The 20224-nt window shown below is 59.1% G+C and carries 14 protein-coding genes and 1 pseudogene; 9 read left to right on the top strand and 6 right to left on the bottom strand.

The window, feature by feature from the left end; all coding sequences use genetic code 11:
* Positions 1 to 3: 3 nt before the first annotated feature.
* The 3 genes from QE432_RS13870 to QE432_RS13860 form a co-directional block, all read right to left on the bottom strand.
* Positions 4 to 1770 carry a sulfite reductase subunit alpha gene (locus QE432_RS13870; RefSeq protein WP_306624647.1) on the bottom strand — a complete coding sequence of 589 codons (1767 nt, stop codon included), beginning with the start codon at positions 1768 to 1770 and terminating at the stop codon, positions 4 to 6.
* Entirely contained in the window at positions 1767 to 7271 is a 5505-nt protein-coding gene (locus QE432_RS13865) for a glutamate synthase-related protein (protein WP_306624645.1), read from the bottom strand. Before QE432_RS13865 ends, QE432_RS13870 begins: the two co-directional genes overlap by 4 nt.
* Positions 7272 to 7678: 407 nt before the next feature.
* The gene (locus QE432_RS13860; RefSeq protein ID WP_003514422.1) at positions 7679 to 9007 is read right to left on the bottom strand and encodes an MFS transporter; all 1329 of its coding nucleotides are present in this window, start codon (positions 9005 to 9007) and stop codon (positions 7679 to 7681) included.
* Positions 9008 to 9313: 306 nt separating this feature from the next.
* Between QE432_RS13860 and cyoA the strand changes: the two genes are divergently transcribed.
* The 4 genes from cyoA (at position 9314) to cyoD (ending at position 13494) form a co-directional block, all read left to right on the top strand.
* A complete protein-coding gene (cyoA, locus tag QE432_RS13855) occupies positions 9314 to 10387 on the top strand; it encodes a ubiquinol oxidase subunit II (RefSeq protein ID WP_003514421.1) in 1074 nt (357 codons plus the stop codon).
* Between the two features lie 76 nt (positions 10388 to 10463).
* Entirely contained in the window at positions 10464 to 12467 is a 2004-nt protein-coding gene (gene cyoB / locus QE432_RS13850) for a cytochrome o ubiquinol oxidase subunit I (protein ID WP_003514419.1), read from the top strand.
* A gap of 5 nt (positions 12468 to 12472) precedes the next feature.
* Positions 12473 to 13099, top strand: a complete 627-nt coding sequence (gene cyoC, locus QE432_RS13845; protein ID WP_003514417.1) for a cytochrome o ubiquinol oxidase subunit III — start codon at positions 12473 to 12475, stop codon at positions 13097 to 13099.
* Positions 13099 to 13494, top strand: coding sequence for a cytochrome o ubiquinol oxidase subunit IV (gene cyoD, locus QE432_RS13840; RefSeq protein ID WP_003514416.1), 396 nt, complete (start codon positions 13099 to 13101; stop codon positions 13492 to 13494). Before cyoC ends, cyoD begins: the two co-directional genes overlap by 1 nt.
* Before the next feature lie 11 nt (positions 13495 to 13505).
* Here the strand turns inward: cyoD and QE432_RS26660 are convergent.
* Positions 13506 to 13592: pseudogene (locus tag QE432_RS26660) on the bottom strand (twin-arginine translocation signal domain-containing protein); the annotation flags it as partial.
* A gap of 90 nt (positions 13593 to 13682) precedes the next feature.
* Between QE432_RS26660 and QE432_RS13835 the strand changes: the two are divergent.
* The 5 genes from QE432_RS13835 to QE432_RS13815 all read left to right on the top strand — a co-directional run bounded on the left by QE432_RS13835 (position 13683) and on the right by QE432_RS13815 (position 18145).
* The gene (locus tag QE432_RS13835; RefSeq protein ID WP_306624636.1) at positions 13683 to 14453 is read left to right on the top strand and encodes an SURF1 family protein; all 771 of its coding nucleotides are present in this window, start codon (positions 13683 to 13685) and stop codon (positions 14451 to 14453) included.
* 114 nt (positions 14454 to 14567) lie between these two features.
* Positions 14568 to 15788 (top strand): phosphopentomutase, encoded by a 1221-nt coding sequence (locus QE432_RS13830; protein ID WP_306624634.1) that lies wholly within the window; start codon positions 14568 to 14570, stop codon positions 15786 to 15788.
* Positions 15785 to 16762 (top strand): adenosine deaminase, encoded by a 978-nt coding sequence (locus QE432_RS13825; RefSeq protein ID WP_306624632.1) that lies wholly within the window; start codon positions 15785 to 15787, stop codon positions 16760 to 16762. The genes QE432_RS13830 and QE432_RS13825 overlap by 4 nt, the downstream gene beginning before the upstream one ends.
* 96 nt (positions 16763 to 16858) lie before the next feature.
* Positions 16859 to 17488, top strand: a complete 630-nt coding sequence (upp, locus tag QE432_RS13820) for a uracil phosphoribosyltransferase (RefSeq protein ID WP_003493096.1) — start codon at positions 16859 to 16861, stop codon at positions 17486 to 17488.
* A gap of 135 nt (positions 17489 to 17623) precedes the next feature.
* Positions 17624 to 18145 carry a TIGR02281 family clan AA aspartic protease gene (locus QE432_RS13815; protein WP_111804238.1) on the top strand — a complete coding sequence of 174 codons (522 nt, stop codon included), beginning with the start codon at positions 17624 to 17626 and terminating at the stop codon, positions 18143 to 18145.
* Here QE432_RS13815 and deoA read toward each other — a convergent pair.
* Together deoA and deoC are read right to left on the bottom strand one after the other, a co-directional pair.
* Positions 18138 to 19454 (bottom strand): thymidine phosphorylase, encoded by a 1317-nt coding sequence (deoA, locus tag QE432_RS13810; protein WP_306624628.1) that lies wholly within the window; start codon positions 19452 to 19454, stop codon positions 18138 to 18140. The two genes, QE432_RS13815 and deoA, sit on opposite strands and share 8 nt — an antisense overlap.
* Positions 19451 to 20224, bottom strand: coding sequence for a deoxyribose-phosphate aldolase (deoC, locus tag QE432_RS13805; protein WP_003514408.1), 774 nt, complete (start codon positions 20222 to 20224; stop codon positions 19451 to 19453). The genes deoA and deoC overlap by 4 nt, the downstream gene beginning before the upstream one ends.

Here is a 20224-nt window from a genome sequence, read left to right as displayed (position 1 = left end):
GCTCTAATAAACATCGCGCAGATAACGTTTTTCGCGCTTCAGCCCGTTTACATAGTCGCTTGCCGCTTCCGCAGAGATGCCCGCCTCGTCAATAACGATCCGGTGCAGGGCATCGTCAACATCCTTCGCCATGCGGGTCGCATCGCCGCAAACATAGAAATGGCCGCCCTCTTCGAGCCATTGATAGAGTGCCTTGCCGTTTTGGCGCATACGGGTCTGAACATAGATCTTTTCGGCCTGATCCCTCGAGAAAGCGAGATCGAGACGGGTTAGCACGCCATCGCGACTCATCTTTCCAAGTTCGTCTTCGTAGATGAAATCCGACTGCCGGTGCTGATCGCCGAAAAACAGCCAGTTCCGGCCCTTTGCGCCCCGCGCCTGCCGTTCCTGCAAAAATGCCCGGAATGGCGCAATGCCCGTGCCGGGTCCCACCATGATAACAGGTGCGTCATTGTCCTGAGGCACGCGAAACGCCTTGTTCGGAGAGACGAAAATCCCGGCACTCTGCCCCGCTTCTACCCGGTCCGCGAGATAGGTGGAGCACACGCCGCCACGCTCGCGACCTTCGGCGCGATAACGCACGCTGGCGACTGTCAGATGCACGCTGTTGTGCGCGGCCAAAGGGCTGGAAGAGATCGAATAGGCGCGGTGCTGTAACGGCTTCAGGAACGTCACGAATTCAGCAAGCTCGAATACGGGTTTTTCACCGAGACTAAGCAGGTCGAGAATATCCTTGCTCCAGAGAAAGGCGGCAAGCTGTTCCCTGTCTCCATTCGCAAGGATGTGGCTGAGTTCATCGTGCCCTGCGCGCTTGCCGATCTCGGCGACCAGTTCACGCGACGGTGTCGATATCTCGAACATATTGAGAAGCGCATCGCCGACCGGACGGTCGAGTCCGACGACTTCGCCATCCGCGCTCACTCCGAAGCGTTCGAGCAGCGCGCCCACTAGTTTCGGGTCGTTTAGGGGAACGACGCCCAGAGCATCCCCCGCCTCATAGTCGAGACCACTTTCGCCGAGATCAAATTCGTAGTGGCGAATTTCCTTGGACGAAGCAGGCCCGGAAAGAAGGCGATTGACGCTCACCTGCGCGGCATAGGGGTTCTTGCGGCTCCAGCCCTGTTTTGCCCGCGCGGGCGCCTCGGCGATCGCCGGCACAACCGCCACCTTATTGCCACCATCGATGGCGAGCGCGAGTGGCAGGGTCTCGCCGATCCAGTTGGCGGCGACATCTTCGAAATCGATATCGCAATCGATACGCGTCTTCATCCGTTTGCCGCCAAGCTGCTCGAAGCGGGTATCGATGAGCTTACCCGCCTGGCAGAAGCCATCGTAACCGGTGTCGCCAAGCGCAAGCACGGCAAAGTTCATCTCATCCAGCCGGGGTGCGGCCTCCTTGGAAAGTGCCTCCCAGAAAAGCTGGGCATTGTCAGGCATTTCACCTTCGCCGTAGGTGGAGGTGACGACAATGACGCGCTTCATGGCGCCCAGACTATCCATGGACACATCATCCAAGGCAGTTACCACAGGCTGCATGCCCTGGGCACGGGCGGCGTCGGCTATATCCATCGCCAGCGCCTCGGCATTGCCGGTCTGGGTGCCAAAGAGAATGTTCAGCACGCTGGCCGCCGCCTTGGGAGCGGCAGCGGCAACCGATGTGTCCATACCCATTGCTGCGCGGGAATGAAGCCCGGCCAGGAAGCCGGATAGCCAGGCGCGCTGGTCGCCATTGAAAGGGGCATCTTGAGGAATGTAAGGTATCTTCATCATGCTGCCCTGTTCTGGCTGGATGCGGTGGCAAGGTCGGGAATGGCACGCGCCGCGAAAAGCTCCTCAAAGCCCGGCAGACGACCGATCTTCTCGATGTTTTTGCGGTCCTGCTGAATGATCCAGCCATAGGTGCCGGGACTATCCACCGACCAGATGTTGCGGCGCGCGAGCGCCTGCTTGTAATCGTCGAGCCGCTTGGCGGCGATCATCACCGCAAGCTGCTCGTCATCATGATCGGAAAGCGCCTCGCGCGCATATTTCAGCAGCCGCTGCATCAGCGCATAGTCCTCCGTGAGGACGAGATTGCGCACGGCTTTTTCGATGGCGGGATCGGAAGGACCGGATGCCATCGGCAACCGTTGGAGAGCAATGGCCTGCGCCATGCTCAAAACCGTGTAGTTGTTGATGAGCGCATACATGTCTTCCGTATCCGTCTCACCATAACCAGGCACGGTTCCGTTCAACACGGCCTTGCGGTCGCGATAGGCCAGCTTGAACTTCCGCACCTGATGGGCGGCAAGCGCGGACGCCAGTTCCTCCAGCAGCTCCTTGCGGGGCTTGGCTTTCAGAATTTCGTCGCTGTCCTGATAAAGCAGCAGGGCGCGCGGCATGCCGTAGACGAAATTGTGCTGTTCGCTTTCCCAGTTTTCCAGAATCCATGCGGCCTTGGCCGACCCTGTTTCGTCGACATGCCAGGTCAAAAGCTGGTGAACGGCCTGATTGTGGATAGATGCCTGTTCGTCCTCGCCGGTGATGGAGCCGAGCAGGATGGAATCATGGCTCACCTTCTTCGGCAGATCGCCGTAAGGGTCATATTGATAGACGAAGCCGCCGCTCATGCCGTTGCCGAAACCCTTGCCGAAACTGCCGAGGTTAAGCACAGCGCCATTGGTCATATATTCGCAGGCGAAGTCGCCCACACCTTCGACAACGGCTGTCGCACCCGAATTGCGCACCGCGAAACGGTCGCCCGCCTGCCCTTCCACGAAAGTGCGACCGCCGGTGGCGCCGAACAATGCAAAATTGCCGACGAGCACATTGCCATCAGCATCTTGCGAACCGCCACCGGGGGAGCGCACTACAATGGTGCCGCCGCAGGCGCTTTTGCCGACGCCATCATTGCAGGTACCGGTATGGACCATGACCATGCCGTCATTGCAGAAAGCGCCGAAGGACTGCCCTGCTGAACCTGATGTTTCGATGCGCACCGAACCCGCCTCCAGAAAACGGCGGCCACGGCTATCCCGCTTCACAGCCGGAAGCGCATCCGCCTCTTCGTCGGAAAGTTCGTGGTTCAGCATGCGCTCGATATCGACGGCGAGCTGGCCGCCAACACTCTTGTTGCAATTGTTGAGGAAGCGGTTGCCGCCAAGCTCGATGTTTTCCCGTCTGCTGTCGATCAGAGCCGAGCGCACGAGTTCAATGAAGGCATCGTCCAGCGCGAAGTCCTTTTCCATATAGACCGGGCTGTCGATCTTCACTTCCTCCACCACCGTAAGCATCGCCCGCAGGTCAAGCTGGCCGACGCTAGCCGGATGATCGAGGAGGTGAAGAAGATCGGAACGGCCCCGAGCTTCGCGCAGCGAGCGCAGCCCCAGTGCGGCCAATATCTCGCGGGTTTCATGGGCGATGTTCATGAGATATTGCGCCAGCGCGCGCGGATCGCCGTTGAAGGCTTCCTGATTGGTGGTGAGACCGGCGGGGCACTTGATGTTGCAGTTCTTCGCCATGACGCATTTCAGCATCATCAGCGCCGTGGTGCCGAATTCGAAGCTGTCGCCGCCGAGAAGGGCCGATTTCACCACGTCGCTCGCCGTCTGGTGCGCGCCGGAGCAGCGCAGCAGCACCTTGGCACGAAGGCCCGTGGCGCAAAGCGCCTGATGCACCTCGGCGATGCCGATTTCCGCCGCGCGGCCGGTATATTTGAGGCTGGTGACAGCGGCCGCACCCGTGCCACCGGTATTGCCGGCAACGTTGATGACATCCGCACCCGCTTTCGCAACACCGACTGCAATCGTGCCGATGCCTTCCGACGAAACGAGCTTGACGATGACGCGCACGCGCGCCGCCTTGGCGTCGTGGATAAGCTGGGCCAGATCCTCGATCGAATAGGTATCATGGTGCGGCGGCGGCGAAACCAGCTCGACGCCTGGGGTGCCGCCACGGGCCGCGGCTATTTCCACCGTTACCTTGGGAGACGGCAATTGCCCGCCCTCGCCGGGCTTTGCACCCTGGCCGATCTTGATCTCTATTTCCTCCAGCATCGGGTCGGCAAGATAACCCGCCCAGACACCAAAACGGCCAGAGGCGAACTGCTTGATGCGCGAGGCGCGGATGGTGCCGTAACGGGAAATATGCTCGCCGCCCTCCCCAGAATTCGACATGCCGCCAACCATATTGGTGCCATGCGCCACCGCCTCATGGGCGGCTGCGACCAGCGCGCCATGGCTCATCGCACCCGAAGCGAGGGTCTTGGTGATCTCACTCGCCTTTTGCACAGCGTCGAGCGCAATGCTGTCAGGTGCGGTGCGGATCAGCGACAGATAGGTGAATGCTTCACCCTTCGCCTGAACCAGAAGCGCGCCGCCCTCCAGCCAATGGCCGGCAATATCCTCACCGAAACGATCGAGCAGCGACTGTCCGAGTGCGGCAAGCCGGGAAAGCTCATGACCGTGCGGGCCGGTCAATTGCAGCCGGAACGCGCCTTCCCCGCCACTTTCGCAGAGCAATCCGCGCACCATGAAGCTGTTGTTGCCACGTCTGGAAAAGCGCCCCATCTCGCGGCGGAATTCTTCGGCCGAACCGGCAAAGGTCACATCAGCCGGCAATTCCAGAACATCACGCAGGGCTGCCGGACGGCGGGCCCTTTCTTCGGCCATCATGCGTGCGAAGGCGCGGTAACCCGGCGTTACCTCGAAAGCGTCGATTGCTTCGGGCGTCAGCCGGTCGAAGCTGTTGTGATAATAGGCCGCATCGTTGAGGCCGAAAGCATCCTCCAGCCGGTTGAGCGGCAGGAGACGTAGCGCCTCTTCGTTGTCGGTTCCCTTGTCGAAACCGATCTTTTCCTCCGTCATATCGACGAAACCGCGAACCGCCGTCGTGCCATAGGAATGGCCAGCACCTTCGGCGCGCTCCTTGAAGAGACCGAGCAGCGGAATGTCGTTTTCACCCTTTACCGACAGCGCCTTGCGATGCCAGTCCACTACCGCCTGCGCGATGACAGCGAAGGTAACGCCACCGACCGGGGTCTTAACATTGGGGAAATAACGCTTCAGCACAGGATCGTTGGTGTCGAGGAAGTTCGGTTCGAAGAACTCGCCGCCAATATAGCTTTCCGCCGTGCACAGCCCGACCTTGCCCATGGTCTTCATCAGCGACTTTTCAGCCGCCTTGGCAAAACGCTTGAAGGCCTTGTCAGCATCGGCACCAAATTTCTCCTCGGCACGGAACTGCACGCCGAGTGGGTAGACAGCCGAAGCCCCGAAACCAAGACCCGCTGCGATGTGATGCGAGGAGGAAAATTGCCCACTTTCAACGATCAGGGACACGCGTAGCCGCAGACCCTCCTCGATCAGCCGCTGGTTGATGGCGGAGAGGACCATGATCATAGGCAAGGCCGCACGACCTGCCGAAACGTGCCGGTCAGTGACGACGGCAATACCGCCCTCCCCGGCCGCGAAAGCCACAACCTCACCGCAGAGGCCATCTATCGCCTGACGCAAGGCCGCTTCGTTGGCACTCGCAGCATCAAAGATCGGCGTATAAAGCATCTCGAAACGACGAACTGGCGTCTCCGACTGCTCGCGAATGCGCAGCATGTCGAGATGGGTCAGGATCGGGGAGCGCACGACAATCTGGCGGGCCGCTTTCGCACCGCTATTCGGCTTTGCGCCGAGCGCCACGCGCAGCGTCATGCCATCGGCTTCACGAATGCTGTCGAGCGGGGGGTTGGTGACCTGCGCAAAGCGTTGCGAGAAATATTTGGCGACCCCGCCTTCCTGATCGGAGAGCGCGTTGATGGCATTGCCATAACCCATGGCCGAGATTTTTTCAGCACCCGACGCCAGCATCGGATCCATCAGGAACTTGAAGCTTTCCTGATTGTGCGAATAGGCGACATAACGCTGATGCCGTTCCAGATCGCCATTGTATCGAAGCGGCGATCCCTGCTTTTCGGCGGGCACCTCCGGCAAATCCGCAAGCATGACGCGCGCTTCAGACAATAGCGACGGGTAGTCCCGCCGCGCCGCCAGAAGCTCCAGCGCCTCGACGGTGGAAAAGGCGCGCCGTTCGGCGTGGTCGTAATAAAGCATGCCGCCGGCCTCGATGCGGCCGCGACGAATGACGCTTTCGGCCGGAAAGGCGATCTGCCCCGCCTCCGACATGACGCAGAGATAATCGTCTGTCTCGACGGTCCGCAGCGGGCGCAGGCCGAGGCGATCAAGCCGTGCGCCGATGACGGTGCCGTCGCCGAAAATCAGCGCAGCCGGGCCGTCATTCTTCTCCTCGTAGAGCGAGAAATATTCCAGCATCGCCTTGACGCCGGGCGAGAGCGTGTCGTCGTTTTCCCAGGCGGGCGGCATCATCGAGACGACGGCGGTGACGAGGTCGAGACCGTCTTCCATCACCCGCGCCTGCAATGTCTGGTCCAGACGGCAGCTATCAGACTGGCCCTTCGGCCGGATGATGCTTGCATTTTTCGCCAGCGCCACGGCCGCTTCCGACAGCCGGTTCTTCTTGTCAGTGTTGAGTTCGCCATTATGCGCCATCAGCCGAAAGGGCTGCGCCATGGAGGGGTGCGGATCTGTATTGGTGGAAAACCGCGTGTGGAAATACATCGTATGCACTTCATGGCGCGGATCGGTCAGGTCGCAGAAATAGGGCATGACCTCATGCGAGTTCAAACGCCCTTTCAGAACCTGCGTGCGTGCGCTGAGCGACAGCGGATAAAAACCGGCAAGTTCCGGCGCAGTATAGGCAAGCGCCTCGATAGCGAGCAATGCCTTGTGAATACGCCAGTCGAACTCGGCAAGGGTTGCGCATTCCGCTGGGGCCGAAAAGACCCATTGCCGGATCGGCAATTGATAGGAAATGGCGGCCGCGCGGATGGCCGCGTCATTCACCGGTACATTGCGGACGAGCAGGATCGAGAAGCCCTGTTCCTCGAGAGCACTGCCGATGATGCCGATCGCCTGGTCATGAAAAGCAGGGTTCTGCGGCAGGAAAAAATTGCCGACGCCGAACCGGCCGGCTTGCAAGGAATCGTTGTCAGTCAGCTTCCGGAAAAATGAGAGTGAAAGATCGAGCGACACGCCAGCACCATCACCCACGCCCTCCGCCGACATGCCGCCGCGATGCGGCACGGCACAGAGCGCCTCGTGACCGCGCTTCAGCACATCATGCGTCTGCACGCCGTCCTTGCGGGTGATGAAACCGACGCCACAGCTGCTTTTCTCAAAAGCCGCATCGTAAAGGCCGAATTTTTGCTCCGTCACGCTCAAGGTTCTCTCCTCTCGTTGCGCATTCCGCGCGGCATCGCCCTTTTCCCGAAACCCGGCGCGTCAGCCGGCACTCTGCGGGCGGAGCCGCAGGCGACCTGGCTGCTCCTCTTCTTTTCTGCTTATCGGCGTTTAATGGCGCGAACGGTCGTTTTGCGGCCGCCAAACGGCGTGGCGGCATTGGCCGCTTTCTCGCAAATAATGATCGTCATCGTTCGCATTGCGTTCCCTGATGGCCGGCATTTCCGGCAGTGAGACACATTGAATTACGTCAGTATTGCTTACATAATATTTCATGATGGGCCGAGTCAAGATTAAAATCGGTCCCACGCAATAAAAAAACAAAAACGCCGCGAAATCCGACAGGATTCCGCGGCGCGATGGCTGCAGAGATGTTTATATTGCCCTGCTCACTCCGAGGGCATGTCCAGCGTTCGGCTGAACCACAGTGCGACCAGTGTACAGACTGCACCCGACATCAGGTAAATGCCGACCGCAAACAGTCCGAATTTGGACGAAAATCCGAGCGCCACGAGCGGTGCAAAACCAGCGCCGATCAGCCAGGAAATATCCGAGGTGAGCGAAGCGCCGGTATAACGGTATTCGCGGCTGAAGCGGGAGGCGAGCGCACCGCCCGCCTGGCCGAAGGACAGGCCAAGCAATGCAAAGCCGACCAAGACGAAAAGATAACGCCCTATATCGCCCGAACTCAGCAGGAGCGGTGCCACGAGGCTGAAAAGACCGATCAGCACTGCGGCGAAAGCCAGCAGCTTCCGCCGGCCGATTTTGTCGGCGAGAATACCAGACACGACGATCATGCCGCCGGCGATGATGGCGCTGACGAATTGCACGAACAGAAAGTCCGAAACCCGCTGGGTGGTATTGAGGGAAACCCAGCTAAGCGGGAAGACCGTGACAAGATGGAAGAGCGCGAAGCTTGCCAGCGGCACGAAAGCGCCCGTCAGCACGACCGGAAACTGCGAGCGCAGCATCTTGAACACGGGGCGCGGCTCCAGCTCATGCTGTGCCAGCATGGACTGGAATTCCGGCGTGACAATCATGCGCAGGCGGGCAAAGAGCGCGAGAACATTGAGCGCCAGTGCAACGAAGAACGGGAAACGCCAGCCCCAGGCCAGGAATTCCGCGCTGGAGAGCTGCGTCACGAACACGATGAAGAATGCGCTGGCAAGACCAAAGCCCATCGCCGCACCAATTTGCGGCATCATGGCGTACCAGCCGCGCTGCTTCGGCGGTGCGTTCATGGCGAGGAGCGAGACAAGACCATCCCAGGCACCGCCAAGACCAAGTCCCTGACCGATACGGAATACCGCCAGAAGACAGGGGGCAAGCATGCCGGCTTCCGCATAGGACGGAAGAAAGCTGATCGCCATGGTGGAACCGCAAAGCGTGAACAGGGCCGCCATCAGCTTGACGGCACGGCCGAACTTTCGGTCGATCTGGAGGAAGATCAATGAACCGATCGGCCTTGCGATGAAGGCCAGCGAGAAGACCGCGAAGGAATAAAGCGTCGCCGTCAGCGGATCGACGAAGGAAAAGAAGACATGCGGAAAAACGAGCGCGGAGGCGATGGCGTAGATGAAAAAGTCGAAAAACTCCGTCATTCTCGCAAGAATGACAGCAATTGTAATGCGATCCGGATCGACCTTGACCGGATCGGTCCCATGTCCCTTCGCTTCCGGCGCCTGCCCAAAAGATGGAGCAGCATCAGTATAACTCATAATATCCCTCCTGCGTCATGGACGAACCATTTCCTGTAACGCGCCGGCTCCTCTTCCTTAGCGTTACGATGCGACGGATTGTCACACGCACCCTACGTAACGTCAATTGAAGTTTGATAAGAAAGGCTTGCCCCGCAAGCTCCCTATGCGATAATGCAGCCGCTCCGCCTTCAAACGCGGCTCCGCTAAGCCTATGGTGCATCGCGAAGGTTTCGCTGCACCGCGACAATATACCTCATTTCAAAAATGATGTTCGGCAATTAATCGCGGCATAATCCAAACTGTACGAGTTCAAAGAACGTGCGCATGATCAAGAAAATCACATCTGCCCTTCTGGCAATCCCCGCACTGCTGCTGCTTAGCGGCTGTAACCTCGTGGTGATGAACCCTTCGGGCGACGTCGCCATCCAGCAGCGCGACCTCATCATCACGTCCACGGTTCTGATGCTGCTCATCATCGTCCCGGTTATCGCCCTGACGCTGTTCTTCGCGTGGAAGTATCGCGAATCGGCGAAGGCCGAGGACTACGATCCCGAGTGGCATCACTCGACGCGCCTTGAAATGGTGATCTGGTCCGCCCCGGTCGCCATCATCCTGATGCTAGGCACGGTGACCTGGATTTCCACCCACCGTCTCGACCCCTACCGCCCGCTGGAGCGTATCGACGAAAACCGTCAGGTTACCGCCGAGACCAAGCCGCTTACGGTGGAAGTGGTGGCCATGGACTGGAAGTGGCTGTTCTTCTACCCCGAGCTCGGCATTGGCAGCGTCAATGAATTTGCAGCTCCGGTCGATGTTCCGATCAACTTCAAGATCACCGGCACGACCGCGATGAATTCGTTCTTCGTTCCGGCACTCGCCGGCCAGATCTACGCCATGGGTGGCATGCAGACCAAGCTGCACGCGGTCATCAACAAGGAAGGCGTTTATGACGGCTTCTCGGCCAACTTCTCCGGCCCTGGCTTCTCGCATATGCGCTTCAAGTTCCATGGTCTCAGCCAACAGGGCTTCGATCAGTGGGTTGCGAAGATCAAGGATGGCGGCAAAGGCTTCGGTCGCCAGGAATATCTCGACTTTGCCAAGCCTTCGGAACGTGAGCCGGTGCAATATTTCGCCTCCGTCGATCCGCAGCTTTACGATGCCATCCTCAACCGCTGTGTCGAGCCCAACAAGCTCTGCATGCGTGACATGATGCATATCGACGCCAAGGGCGGCGGCGGCAAGGAAGGCATCGATATCGCCAAGGCGCTGAACTCCGTCGTCTGTACACCGCTTTCACCTTACGGTGTCGCCAGCGGACCCCAATCCACTCCGGCTGCGATCGAAGGACAGACTTTCGAACCCGCGGCGCTGCCGGAAACGAAACAAGTCGCTGGCTGACGGATAAGTCCCGGCATTATGCGGCGCGGCCAATGGCTGCGCCGATCTTATGTCTTAGAATCGCAAGAGGCTAAAAATGATCGTCAATTCCGATCAAACGTCATTCCTGTTCGGGAAGCTGACATGGGAGTCCATCCCGCTTCACGAGCCCATTCTCGTCGCGACCTTCGCGGCAGTGGCTCTGGGCGGCATCGCCGTCGTCGGCGCCCTCACCTATTTCCGGCTGTGGGGTTATCTCTGGAATGAATGGTTCACGAGCATCGATCACAAGAAGATCGGTATCATGTACATCATTCTGGCACTCGTCATGCTGCTGCGCGGTTTCGCAGATGCCATCATGATGCGCGTCCAGCAGGCGATCGCCTCCGGCGGATCGGAAGGCTATCTTCCGCCGCACCATTACGACCAGATTTTCACGGCCCATGGCGTCATCATGATCTTCTTCATGGCCATGCCGATGATCACCGGTCTCATGAACTTCGTCGTGCCGCTGCAAATCGGCGCCCGCGACGTTTCGTTCCCCTTCCTCAACAACTTCTCGTTCTGGATGACCACGGCCGGTGCCGTCATCACCATGATCTCGCTGTTCATCGGTGAATATGCGCAGACTGGCTGGCTTGCCTATCCGCCGCTTTCCGGCATTGATGGAAGTCCGGGCGTGGGTGTGGATTATTACATCTGGGGTCTGCAGATCGCCGGTGTGGGCACGACGCTCTCTGGTATCAACCTGATCGTCACGATCATCAAGATGCGCGCACCTGGCATGACCATGATGCGGCTGCCGATCTTCGTCTGGACGTCGCTGTGTTCGAACATCCTGATCGTGGCATCCTTCCCGATCCTGACCGGCACGCTCGCCCTTCTGACCCTTGACCGTTACGTTGGCACGAATTTCTTCACCAACGATCTCGGCGGCAACCCGATGATGTATGTCAACCTCATCTGGATCTGGGGCCATCCCGAAGTTTACATCCTGGTGCTGCCGGCCTTCGGCGTCTTCTCGGAAATCGTCTCGACCTTCTCCAACAAGCGTCTTTTCGGTTATGCCTCGATGGTCTATGCGACGGGTGTCATCACCATCCTCGCCTACATCGTTTGGCTGCACCACTTCTTCACCATGGGTTCCGGTGCAAGCGTCAACGCTTTCTTCGGCATCACCACGATGATCATATCGATCCCGACCGGTGCGAAGATCTTCAACTGGCTCTTCACCATGTACAAGGGCCGCATCAAGTTCGACGTTCCGATGCTGTGGACGATCGGTTTCATGATCACCTTCGTCATCGGCGGCATGACCGGCGTTCTTCTCGCTGTTCCGCCGGCGGACTTCGTGCTCCACAACTCGCTGTTCCTCATCGCCCACTTCCACAACACCATCATCGGTGGCGTGGTGTTCGGTGTGCTTGCGGGTATCGTTTACTGGTTCCCGAAGGCCTTCGGCTACCGCCTGGATCCGTTCTGGGGCAAGCTGTCCTTCTGGTTCTGGTTCATCGGCTTCTACTTCGCCTTCATGCCGCTCTACATTCTCGGCCTGATGGGTGTGACCCGCCGTATCAGCCAGTTCGAAGACAATTCGCTCCAGATCTGGTTCCTGATCGCAGCCTTCGGCGCCTTCCTGATCGCGCTCGGCATCGCTTCCTTCGTCATCCAGCTCATCGTCAGCTTCTTGAAGCGCGATCAGCTCCGTGACGTGACCGGCGATCCCTATCATGGGCGTACGCTGGAGTGGTCGACCTCGTCGCCTCCGCCTGCCTACAACTTCGCTTTCACGCCGGTTGTGCATGACGTCGACGCCTGGGCGGATATGAAGAAGCGCGGTTACGACCGTCCCAAGGAAGGCTTCATACCGATCCATATGCCGAAGAACACCGGTGCGGGCGTAATCATCAGCGCCATCAGCGTCGTGCTTGGCTTTGCCTTGGTGTGGCACATCTGGTGGCTGGCGGCTCTGTCCATGCTCGCCATCATCGCGGTCTCGATCGCCCATACCTTCAACTACAACCGCGAATACTACATTCCTGCCTCCGATGTTTCGACAGTCGAGGCGGAACGTACGAAGCTGCTTGCGGAACAGGCGTAACGAATATGGCTCATACACCTGCACAAAGCGCCGCGGGCGCGGAAACACCGGTCTTCTACCTCAAGGAAGACCACCATCCGGAGAACGGCACCTCGCTGGGCTTCTGGCTCTATCTGATGAGCGACTGCCTCATCTTCGCAACGCTGTTTGCCACCTATGCCGTTGTCGGCCGCAACTACGCGGCCGGCCCTTCGGGCGCAGATCTGTTCGATCTGAAGCTTGTGGCGATCAACACCGCCTTCCTGCTTTTCTCTTCCATCACCTATGGCTTCGCCATGCTGGAAATGGAGAAGCAGAAGGTGAAGACGACGCTGATCTGGCTCGGCATCACCGGTCTCTTCGGTCTCGCCTTCCTCGCCGTGGAACTTTACGAGTTCCATCACCTGATCGAAGAAGGTGCAGGTCCACAGCGTTCAGCGTTCCTTTCCGCCTTCTTCGCGCTGGTTGGTACGCACGGTCTGCACGTCACCTTCGGCGTGATCTGGCTCGTCACACTGATGTTCCAGGTCGCAAAACATGGTCTGATCGCCGCAAACAAGCGTCGCCTGATGTGCCTGTCGATGTTCTGGCACTTCCTTGACGTCATCTGGATCGGCGTCTTCTCCTTCGTTTATCTCATGGGAGTTCTTTGATGAGTTCCGAAGCACACGCACACCACGACGCGCATGGCGACGACCATCACCACCATGATGGCGCCAGCCACGGCACGTTCAAAAGCTACATGATCGGCTTCGTCCTGTCGGTCATCCTGACGGCGATCCCGTTCTGGCTGGTCATGGGCGACGTTCTTGAAAACAAGACGCTGCTGGTCATCGCGATCATGGGTCTCGGCGTCATCCAGATCTTCGTGCACATGATCTATTTCCTGCACATGGACACCAAGTCCGAAGGCGGCTGGACCTTCATGGCGCTGATCTTCACCGTCGTGGTGCTGCTGATCACACTCTCCGGCTCACTCTGGGTCATGTACAACATGAACAAGAACATGATGCCGCTGCACATCGAGGATGTGAAAAACCTGCCCTGAGCAGCCATAGATCAACGGCCTGCCGGATTTCCGGCGGGCCGCTTTCTGCGCCAGCACACGCCCCCCGCAGCGCATAACCCCATGAATCGTCGGCGCGATTTATGGGGTTATTTGCTGGAAGACCCGGATGCCGACAGCCGACAGTGTTGCCGCAGCAAACCGCATGGCCTTGCAAGGACTGTGAAACCATGACCGATCCGTCGACAACCGCCCCGCACACGCGACGCGTCCGCCCCGCAGCAATCGTCGTCCTGCTTCTGACTATTGTACTGACAGGCTTCCTGCTGGCGCTTGGAACATGGCAGGTTCAACGCCTCTTCTGGAAGCTCGATCTCATCGAACGCGTCGAAGCTCGCGCTCATGCCGCACCTGTGGATGCACCGGCAGCCAGCGAATGGCCGGCCCTTGCAGACCCCGCGCACTATGAATATCGCCGCGTGAAACTGTCCGGCACCTTCCTCAACGACAAGGAGGTCCAGGTCTATACGGTCAGCGATCTCGGCCCCGGCTACTGGGTGATGACGCCGCTGAGACGCGATGACGGATCGAATATCATCGTCAATCGCGGCTTCGTGCCTTCCGACAAACGCGATCCATCCTCGCGCCGGGAAGGCGAGCCAACCGGGCAGGTCGAGATCGTCGGGCTTATGCGCGCGTCAGAAACCGGCGGGCTTTTCCTTCGAACCAACGATCCGGCAAATCGGCGCTGGTACTCCCGCAATATCCCGCAGATATCGCAGGCATCCGGCCTTTCCGGCGTGGCGCCCTTTTATGTCGATGCCGATGCGACGCCCAATCCGGGTGGCCTACCGGTCGGCGGCAAGACCATACTCACCTTCCCCAACAACCACCTGTCCTACGCCATCACATGGTATATTCTGGCGGCCATGGTAATTGCCGCTGGATGGTACGTGCTGCGCAATCTCAACGCGCCGAAATCGAAACGGGAAGAGGATTGAACAGCCGGTTTTACCGGATGGTTCATAAAATCACTTCCTTCTTCACGTTTTGCTGATCTATAACGACAGTTCGGCCTGACATTGCCCGTCGGCGCATTTTCGTTTCGGTGAGTTATGGCAAGAGCATTTCTTCTCGTTCTGGATTCCTTCGGTGTCGGCGGTGCGCCTGACGCGGAGCATTATGGCGACCTCGGCGCCAATACGCTCGGTCATATCGCCGAATTCTGCGCGGCAGGTGCTGCCGACAGGCCGGGCCTTCGGGCGGGTCCGCTGAAGCTGCCCAACATGTCTTCGCTTGGTCTTCTGGAGATTGCACGACAAGCAAGCGGCGACATTCCCGCCGGCATGGAGCCGCCGGAGCGTATTTTCGGCCTGCATGGCTCTGCCAGCGAAATATCGAGGGGCAAGGATACGCCCTCAGGCCATTGGGAGATCGCGGGCACGCCCGTCACCTTCGACTGGGGCTACTTCCCGACAGAAGGCGACGCCTTTTCTCCCGAACTGGTGGAAGCCATCTGCACGCAAGCGGATATTCCAGGCATTCTCGGCAATTGCCACGCTTCCGGCACCGAGATCATCGCGAAGTTTGGCGAAGAGCATATCAGGAGCGGCAAGCCGATCTGCTACACCTCATCCGATTCCGTGTTCCAGATCGCCGCGCACGAGACCCATTTCGGATTGCAGCGGCTCGTCACGCTCTGCGAGACGGTGCGCAAGCTGCTCGATCCGCTGAATATCGGCCGTGTCATTGCCCGTCCCTTCATCGGCGAGACGGTCGCAACCTTCGAACGCACCGGCAACCGCCGCGATTTCTCCGTTCCGCCGCCCGAACAGACATTGCTCGACCGCCTTGTGGAGGCTGGCAGGAAAGTGCACGCGATCGGCAAGATCGGCGATATCTATGCCCACAAGGGTGTCTCGCGCATCATCAAGGCAAATGGCAACAGCGCCCTGATGGATGCAACGCTGCACGCTATTGACGAAGCCGAAAACGGCGATCTTGTCTTCACCAATTTCGTGGATTTCGACATGCTCTACGGCCATCGACGCGATGTTGCCGGTTATGCGGCGGCGCTTGAAGCCTTCGATGCGCGCATTCCGGAAATCCATCGCAAAATGGCGCCGGGCGACATCGCCATTCTTACCGCTGACCATGGTTGCGATCCCACATGGCGGGGCACGGACCATACACGGGAAAGAGTGCCGATCATGGCATTCGGGCCGGGCATCCGCTCCCGCGATGTCGGCATTCGTTCAAGCTACGCCGACATTGGCGAAAGCATCGCCCACCATCTAGGTATCGAGGCCGGTTCGCACGGCAGGAGCTTCATTTGACATCGCATTTGCTGAAAGCGGAAATTCACTGCCACCTGGAAGGTGCGGCACCCCCTGCCCTCGTCGCAAAACAGGCTGAGAAATACGGCATAGACACCAGTAGCTTTCTGCGCGACGGCCAGTACGTCTGGTCGGATTTTGCGCAATTCATCCAGTGCTACGATGCGGTGGCGCAGGTGTTCAAGACCGATGAGGACTATGCGGTTCTGACGCAAACCTATCTGACCGAACTTGCCGAGGCCAATACGATCTATAGCGAGCTCATCATCTCGCCCGATCATGGCGACCGCATCGGGCTCGGCGCTGACGCCTATCTCTCCGGTATCGCCGAGGGCATCCGGATCGCGAAAGAAAAGACCGGTATCGAAACCCGCATCATCGTGACCGGCGAGCGGCATTTCGGTCCTGAACGGGTCATCGCGGCGGCTGAATATGCAGCACGGACGAAACACCCGCTAGTGACCGGTTTCAACATGGCGGGCGAGGAGCGCATGGGCCGCGTCGCCGATTATGCACGCGCCTTCGACATTGCCCGCGATGCCGGCCTGGGACTGACCATCCATGCGGGTGAGGTCTGCGGACCGGAAAGCGTCGTCGATGCGCTCGATCTCGTAAAGCCGTCGCGCATCGGGCATGGCGTGCGCGCCATCGAAGACGTCGCTCTCGTCGATCGGCTGGTTGAGGCGGGAACAGTGCTTGAGGTCTGCCCCGGATCAAATATCGCGCTCAACGTTTATCCCGATTTCGGCAGCCATCCGCTGAGGGCGTTGCGCGATGCCGGGGTGCGCGTCTGCATCAGTTCCGACGATCCGCCATTCTTCTTTACCTCGCTTGCCCGGGAATATGCGCTGGCTGCGGATGCTTTCGGTTTCAGCGATGCCGAGATCAACCGTATGACCCGAACCGCACTGGAAAGCGCCTTTGTGGATGAAGTCACACGCGCCCGGCTGCTTGCGAAACTCGATAGCCACTAGGCATCGGTTGGCGGGGTAAAACCGCGAAGAAGGCTTGCGAAAAGCCTGCTTTCGGTGAATTACAGGGGCACAGGATAAAAAAGGAAGGCCAGTTTCATGGACGGCGTCACAGTCATCGAACATCCGCTGGTGCGGCACAAACTTACCATCATGCGCAAGAAGGAAACCTCGACAGCCGGCTTCCGCCGCCTGCTCAGGGAAATCTCGACGCTGCTCTGCTATGAAGTGACGCGCGACCTTGAAATGACGATGGAAACCATCGATACGCCACTCGAAACCATCGAGGCTCCGGTGCTGGAGGGCAAGAAGCTGGTTTTCGCCTCCATCCTGCGTGCCGGCAACGGCCTTCTGGAAGGCATGCTCGAACTCGTGCCTTCGGCGCGTGTTGCGCATATCGGTGTGTATCGCGATCACGATACGCTGGAGGCGGTCGAATATTACTTCAAGGCTCCCGAAAGCCTCGATGCCCGCCTTATCATCGTCGTCGATCCAATGCTGGCGACCGGCAATTCCTCCATCGCTGCGGTTGAAAAGCTGAAAGAGCGGGGCGCGAAGAACATCCGCTTCCTGTGTCTGCTGGCTGCACCCGAAGGCATCAAGAATTTCCGTGAAGCGCATCCCGATGTGCCGATCTATACTGCCGCAATCGACAAGCAGCTGAATGAAAAGGGTTATATCGTTCCCGGCCTCGGCGATGCGGGCGACCGCATGTACGGCACGAAATAACACCGTTCATCATCGCTTAACCGTTTGAGCCATTCGCCGACCAACAAGCGGCGAATGGCTTTTTTCTTTTAAGATTTCAGCACGTTTTGCGTCTATTCTGCATAGGGATAACCCTGCCTTCTCAGGAGCGACGACTTGCTGGCGCGTACGATTTTTCTGCTTATCGGTCTTTCGGTCAGCGCCACGCAGATTCCGGCGCTGGTGGAAAAATTTCAGCCGCGCCCGGAAGCCACGGTGGAAAAAGCCGAAGTCAAATCGGAAGCCGTCAAACCGGAGCCCGTTTCGCTTGGTGGCGTCAATCTGAAAGCGGACGCACGCGGCCACTTCAACGCCGCCTTCCGTATCAACGGTAAATCTTTCGACGGGCTTGTCGATACCGGCGCCTCCATGGTTGCCATCAATGAGACGATCGCCCGGCGGCTCGGTTTCGGCGTCAACAGCCTCGATTTCAAATATCCGATCTCAACCGCCAACGGCCAGACCATGGCGGCCTATCTGAAGCTCGACCGGGTGGAAATCGGCACGATCCGCGTTCAGAATGTCGACGCCATGGTGCTGAAAGATAATGCGTTGAGCAACATGCTTGTTGGCATGAGCTTCCTGAAACAACTATCGTCATTCAAGGTATCGGGTGGCGAAATGAGGCTGGTCAGGTAATTCGCTCGAGGACCACAGTGCTGGTTTCCATCGCAGTGTCAGCAACCCCATAGCAGGCCGTAATCCTTTTGACGGCAAGTTCCGCTTCTTGCTTAGAGGCCGCATGGACGCAGGCGATTGGTTCGCCTTTTTCCACTTTTGTGCCGAGCGGCAGGATATCGGAGATCCCGACCGAAGGGTCAATCTTGTCTGACGGCATTCTTCTGCCGCCGCCAAGCTCGACAACGACCATGCCGAGATCGCGCGTCGCACAGGATGCCAGCCAGCCGCTGCGCTCAGCCGAAACCGGGAGAATGACCGGCGCCGATGGCAGGTAACGCGATGGATGATCGACAAAGTCCGCAGGCCCGCCAAGTGCTGCGACCATTTTCGCAAAGACTTCCATGGCACGCCCGGAGGAAAGGGCGGCCTCAGCCAGCGCCTCGCCTTCATCCAGAGTGGCCGCGCTGCCCGCTTGCACCAGCATTTCCGCAGCAAAGGCAAGAACCACCTTTTCGAGACGCGTTCCCGCCTTGCGGCCAGCCAGAAAGTCCAGGCAATTGACGATTTCGACCGCATTGCCTGCGGCATCGCCAAGCGGCTGGTTCATGTCGGTTATAAGAGCCGTCGTCGGCAGGCCTGCGCCATTTGCCACATCGACCAGCGCGACGGCGAGATTACGGGCATCCTCCACACTCTGCATGAAAGCGCCGTTGCCGACCTTCACATCCAGAACCAGCGTCTGAAGTCCGGCCGCAAGCTTCTTAGACAGAATGGAGGCGGTGATCAACGGGATGGAATCCACCGTCGCAGTCACGTCCCTGATAGCATAGAGGCGCTTGTCTGCGGGGGCGAGATCGCCCGTCTGGCCGATGATGGCACAGCCGACCGTCTTGACCGTCCGGCGGAACAGGGCTTCGTCCGGCATCACATCGTAACCGGGGATCGCTTCCAGCTTGTCGAGCGTGCCGCCGGTATGGCCAAGGCCCCTGCCGGAAATCATCGGCACGGCAAGACCGCAGGCGGCAACGATCGGGGCGAGCATCAGGGAGACGTTGTCGCCGACGCCGCCGGTCGAGTGCTTGTCCGCCACCGGCCTGCCAATATCGTTCCAGGACAGGACATCACCGCTGTCGCGCATGGCGAGTGTCAGCGCCACCATCTCGTCGCGGTTCATACCCCGGAAAAACACCGCCATGGCAAAAGCAGCGGCCTGGCCTTCCGATATGCCGTCCTTGGACAGCGCCTCGATAAAAGCGGCAATGTCCTGCGGCGCAAGAGACAGGCCATCACGTTTGCGGCGGATGATTTCCTGCGGGATCAAGCTCAATACCCGCTGGCGGCCTTGGCCGGTTCGCCACCGGCCAGCACGTTCAGGACATCATCGAGAACGCCGGAAGCGCCGAAGCGGAACGTGGACGGCATGGCCCAGTCGGGCGCCATGATTGTTTCCGCCAGCCGCAGATAAAGCGTGGCGTCTTCCACCGTGCCGACACCGCCGGCAGGCTTGAAGCCCACCTTCTGCCTGCTGTCGCGGATCGCCTGCAACATGATATCGGCGGCTTCCAGCGTGGCGTTGATGGCGACCTTACCTGTTGAGGTCTTGATGAAATCGGCCCCTTCGGCAATGGCGAGTTCGGAAGCACGACGAATGAGAGCCTTGTCCTTCAGCTCGCCGGTTTCGAGAATGACCTTGAGAAGAACGGGTGCGACGCAGACCTTGCGTACGGCAGCCACCATCTCGGAAACAGCCGTTTCATCGCCTGCTATGAACTTACGATAGGGGATGACCAGATCGATTTCGTCGGCACCGTCGCGGATAGCTGCCTCGGTCTCCGCCACCACGGTCGCAACATCCAGATCGCCCGAAGGAAAATTGACGACCGTGGCGATACGGATCGCATGGTCTTTTCCGAAAGCGGCACGCGCCTGCGCGACGAAACGCGGCCAGATGCAGATCGCGGCGGTATTGCCGTATTCGGTATGAGCCCTCTGGCACAAAGCAGCAATCTGCTCGGGCGTGCAGTCTTCCTTGAGGTTGGTCAGGTCCAGCAAGGATAGTGTCAGGGCAGCCGCTTCGCGCGGACGCTGGAGTTCCAT

Source organism: Agrobacterium sp. SORGH_AS_0745, from assembly GCF_030818995.1.
GTDB classification, from domain to species: domain Bacteria; phylum Pseudomonadota; class Alphaproteobacteria; order Rhizobiales; family Rhizobiaceae; genus Agrobacterium; species Agrobacterium tumefaciens.
Note: the sequence above shows the minus strand (reverse complement) of the source record. Positions and strands in the feature narration are given on the sequence as shown.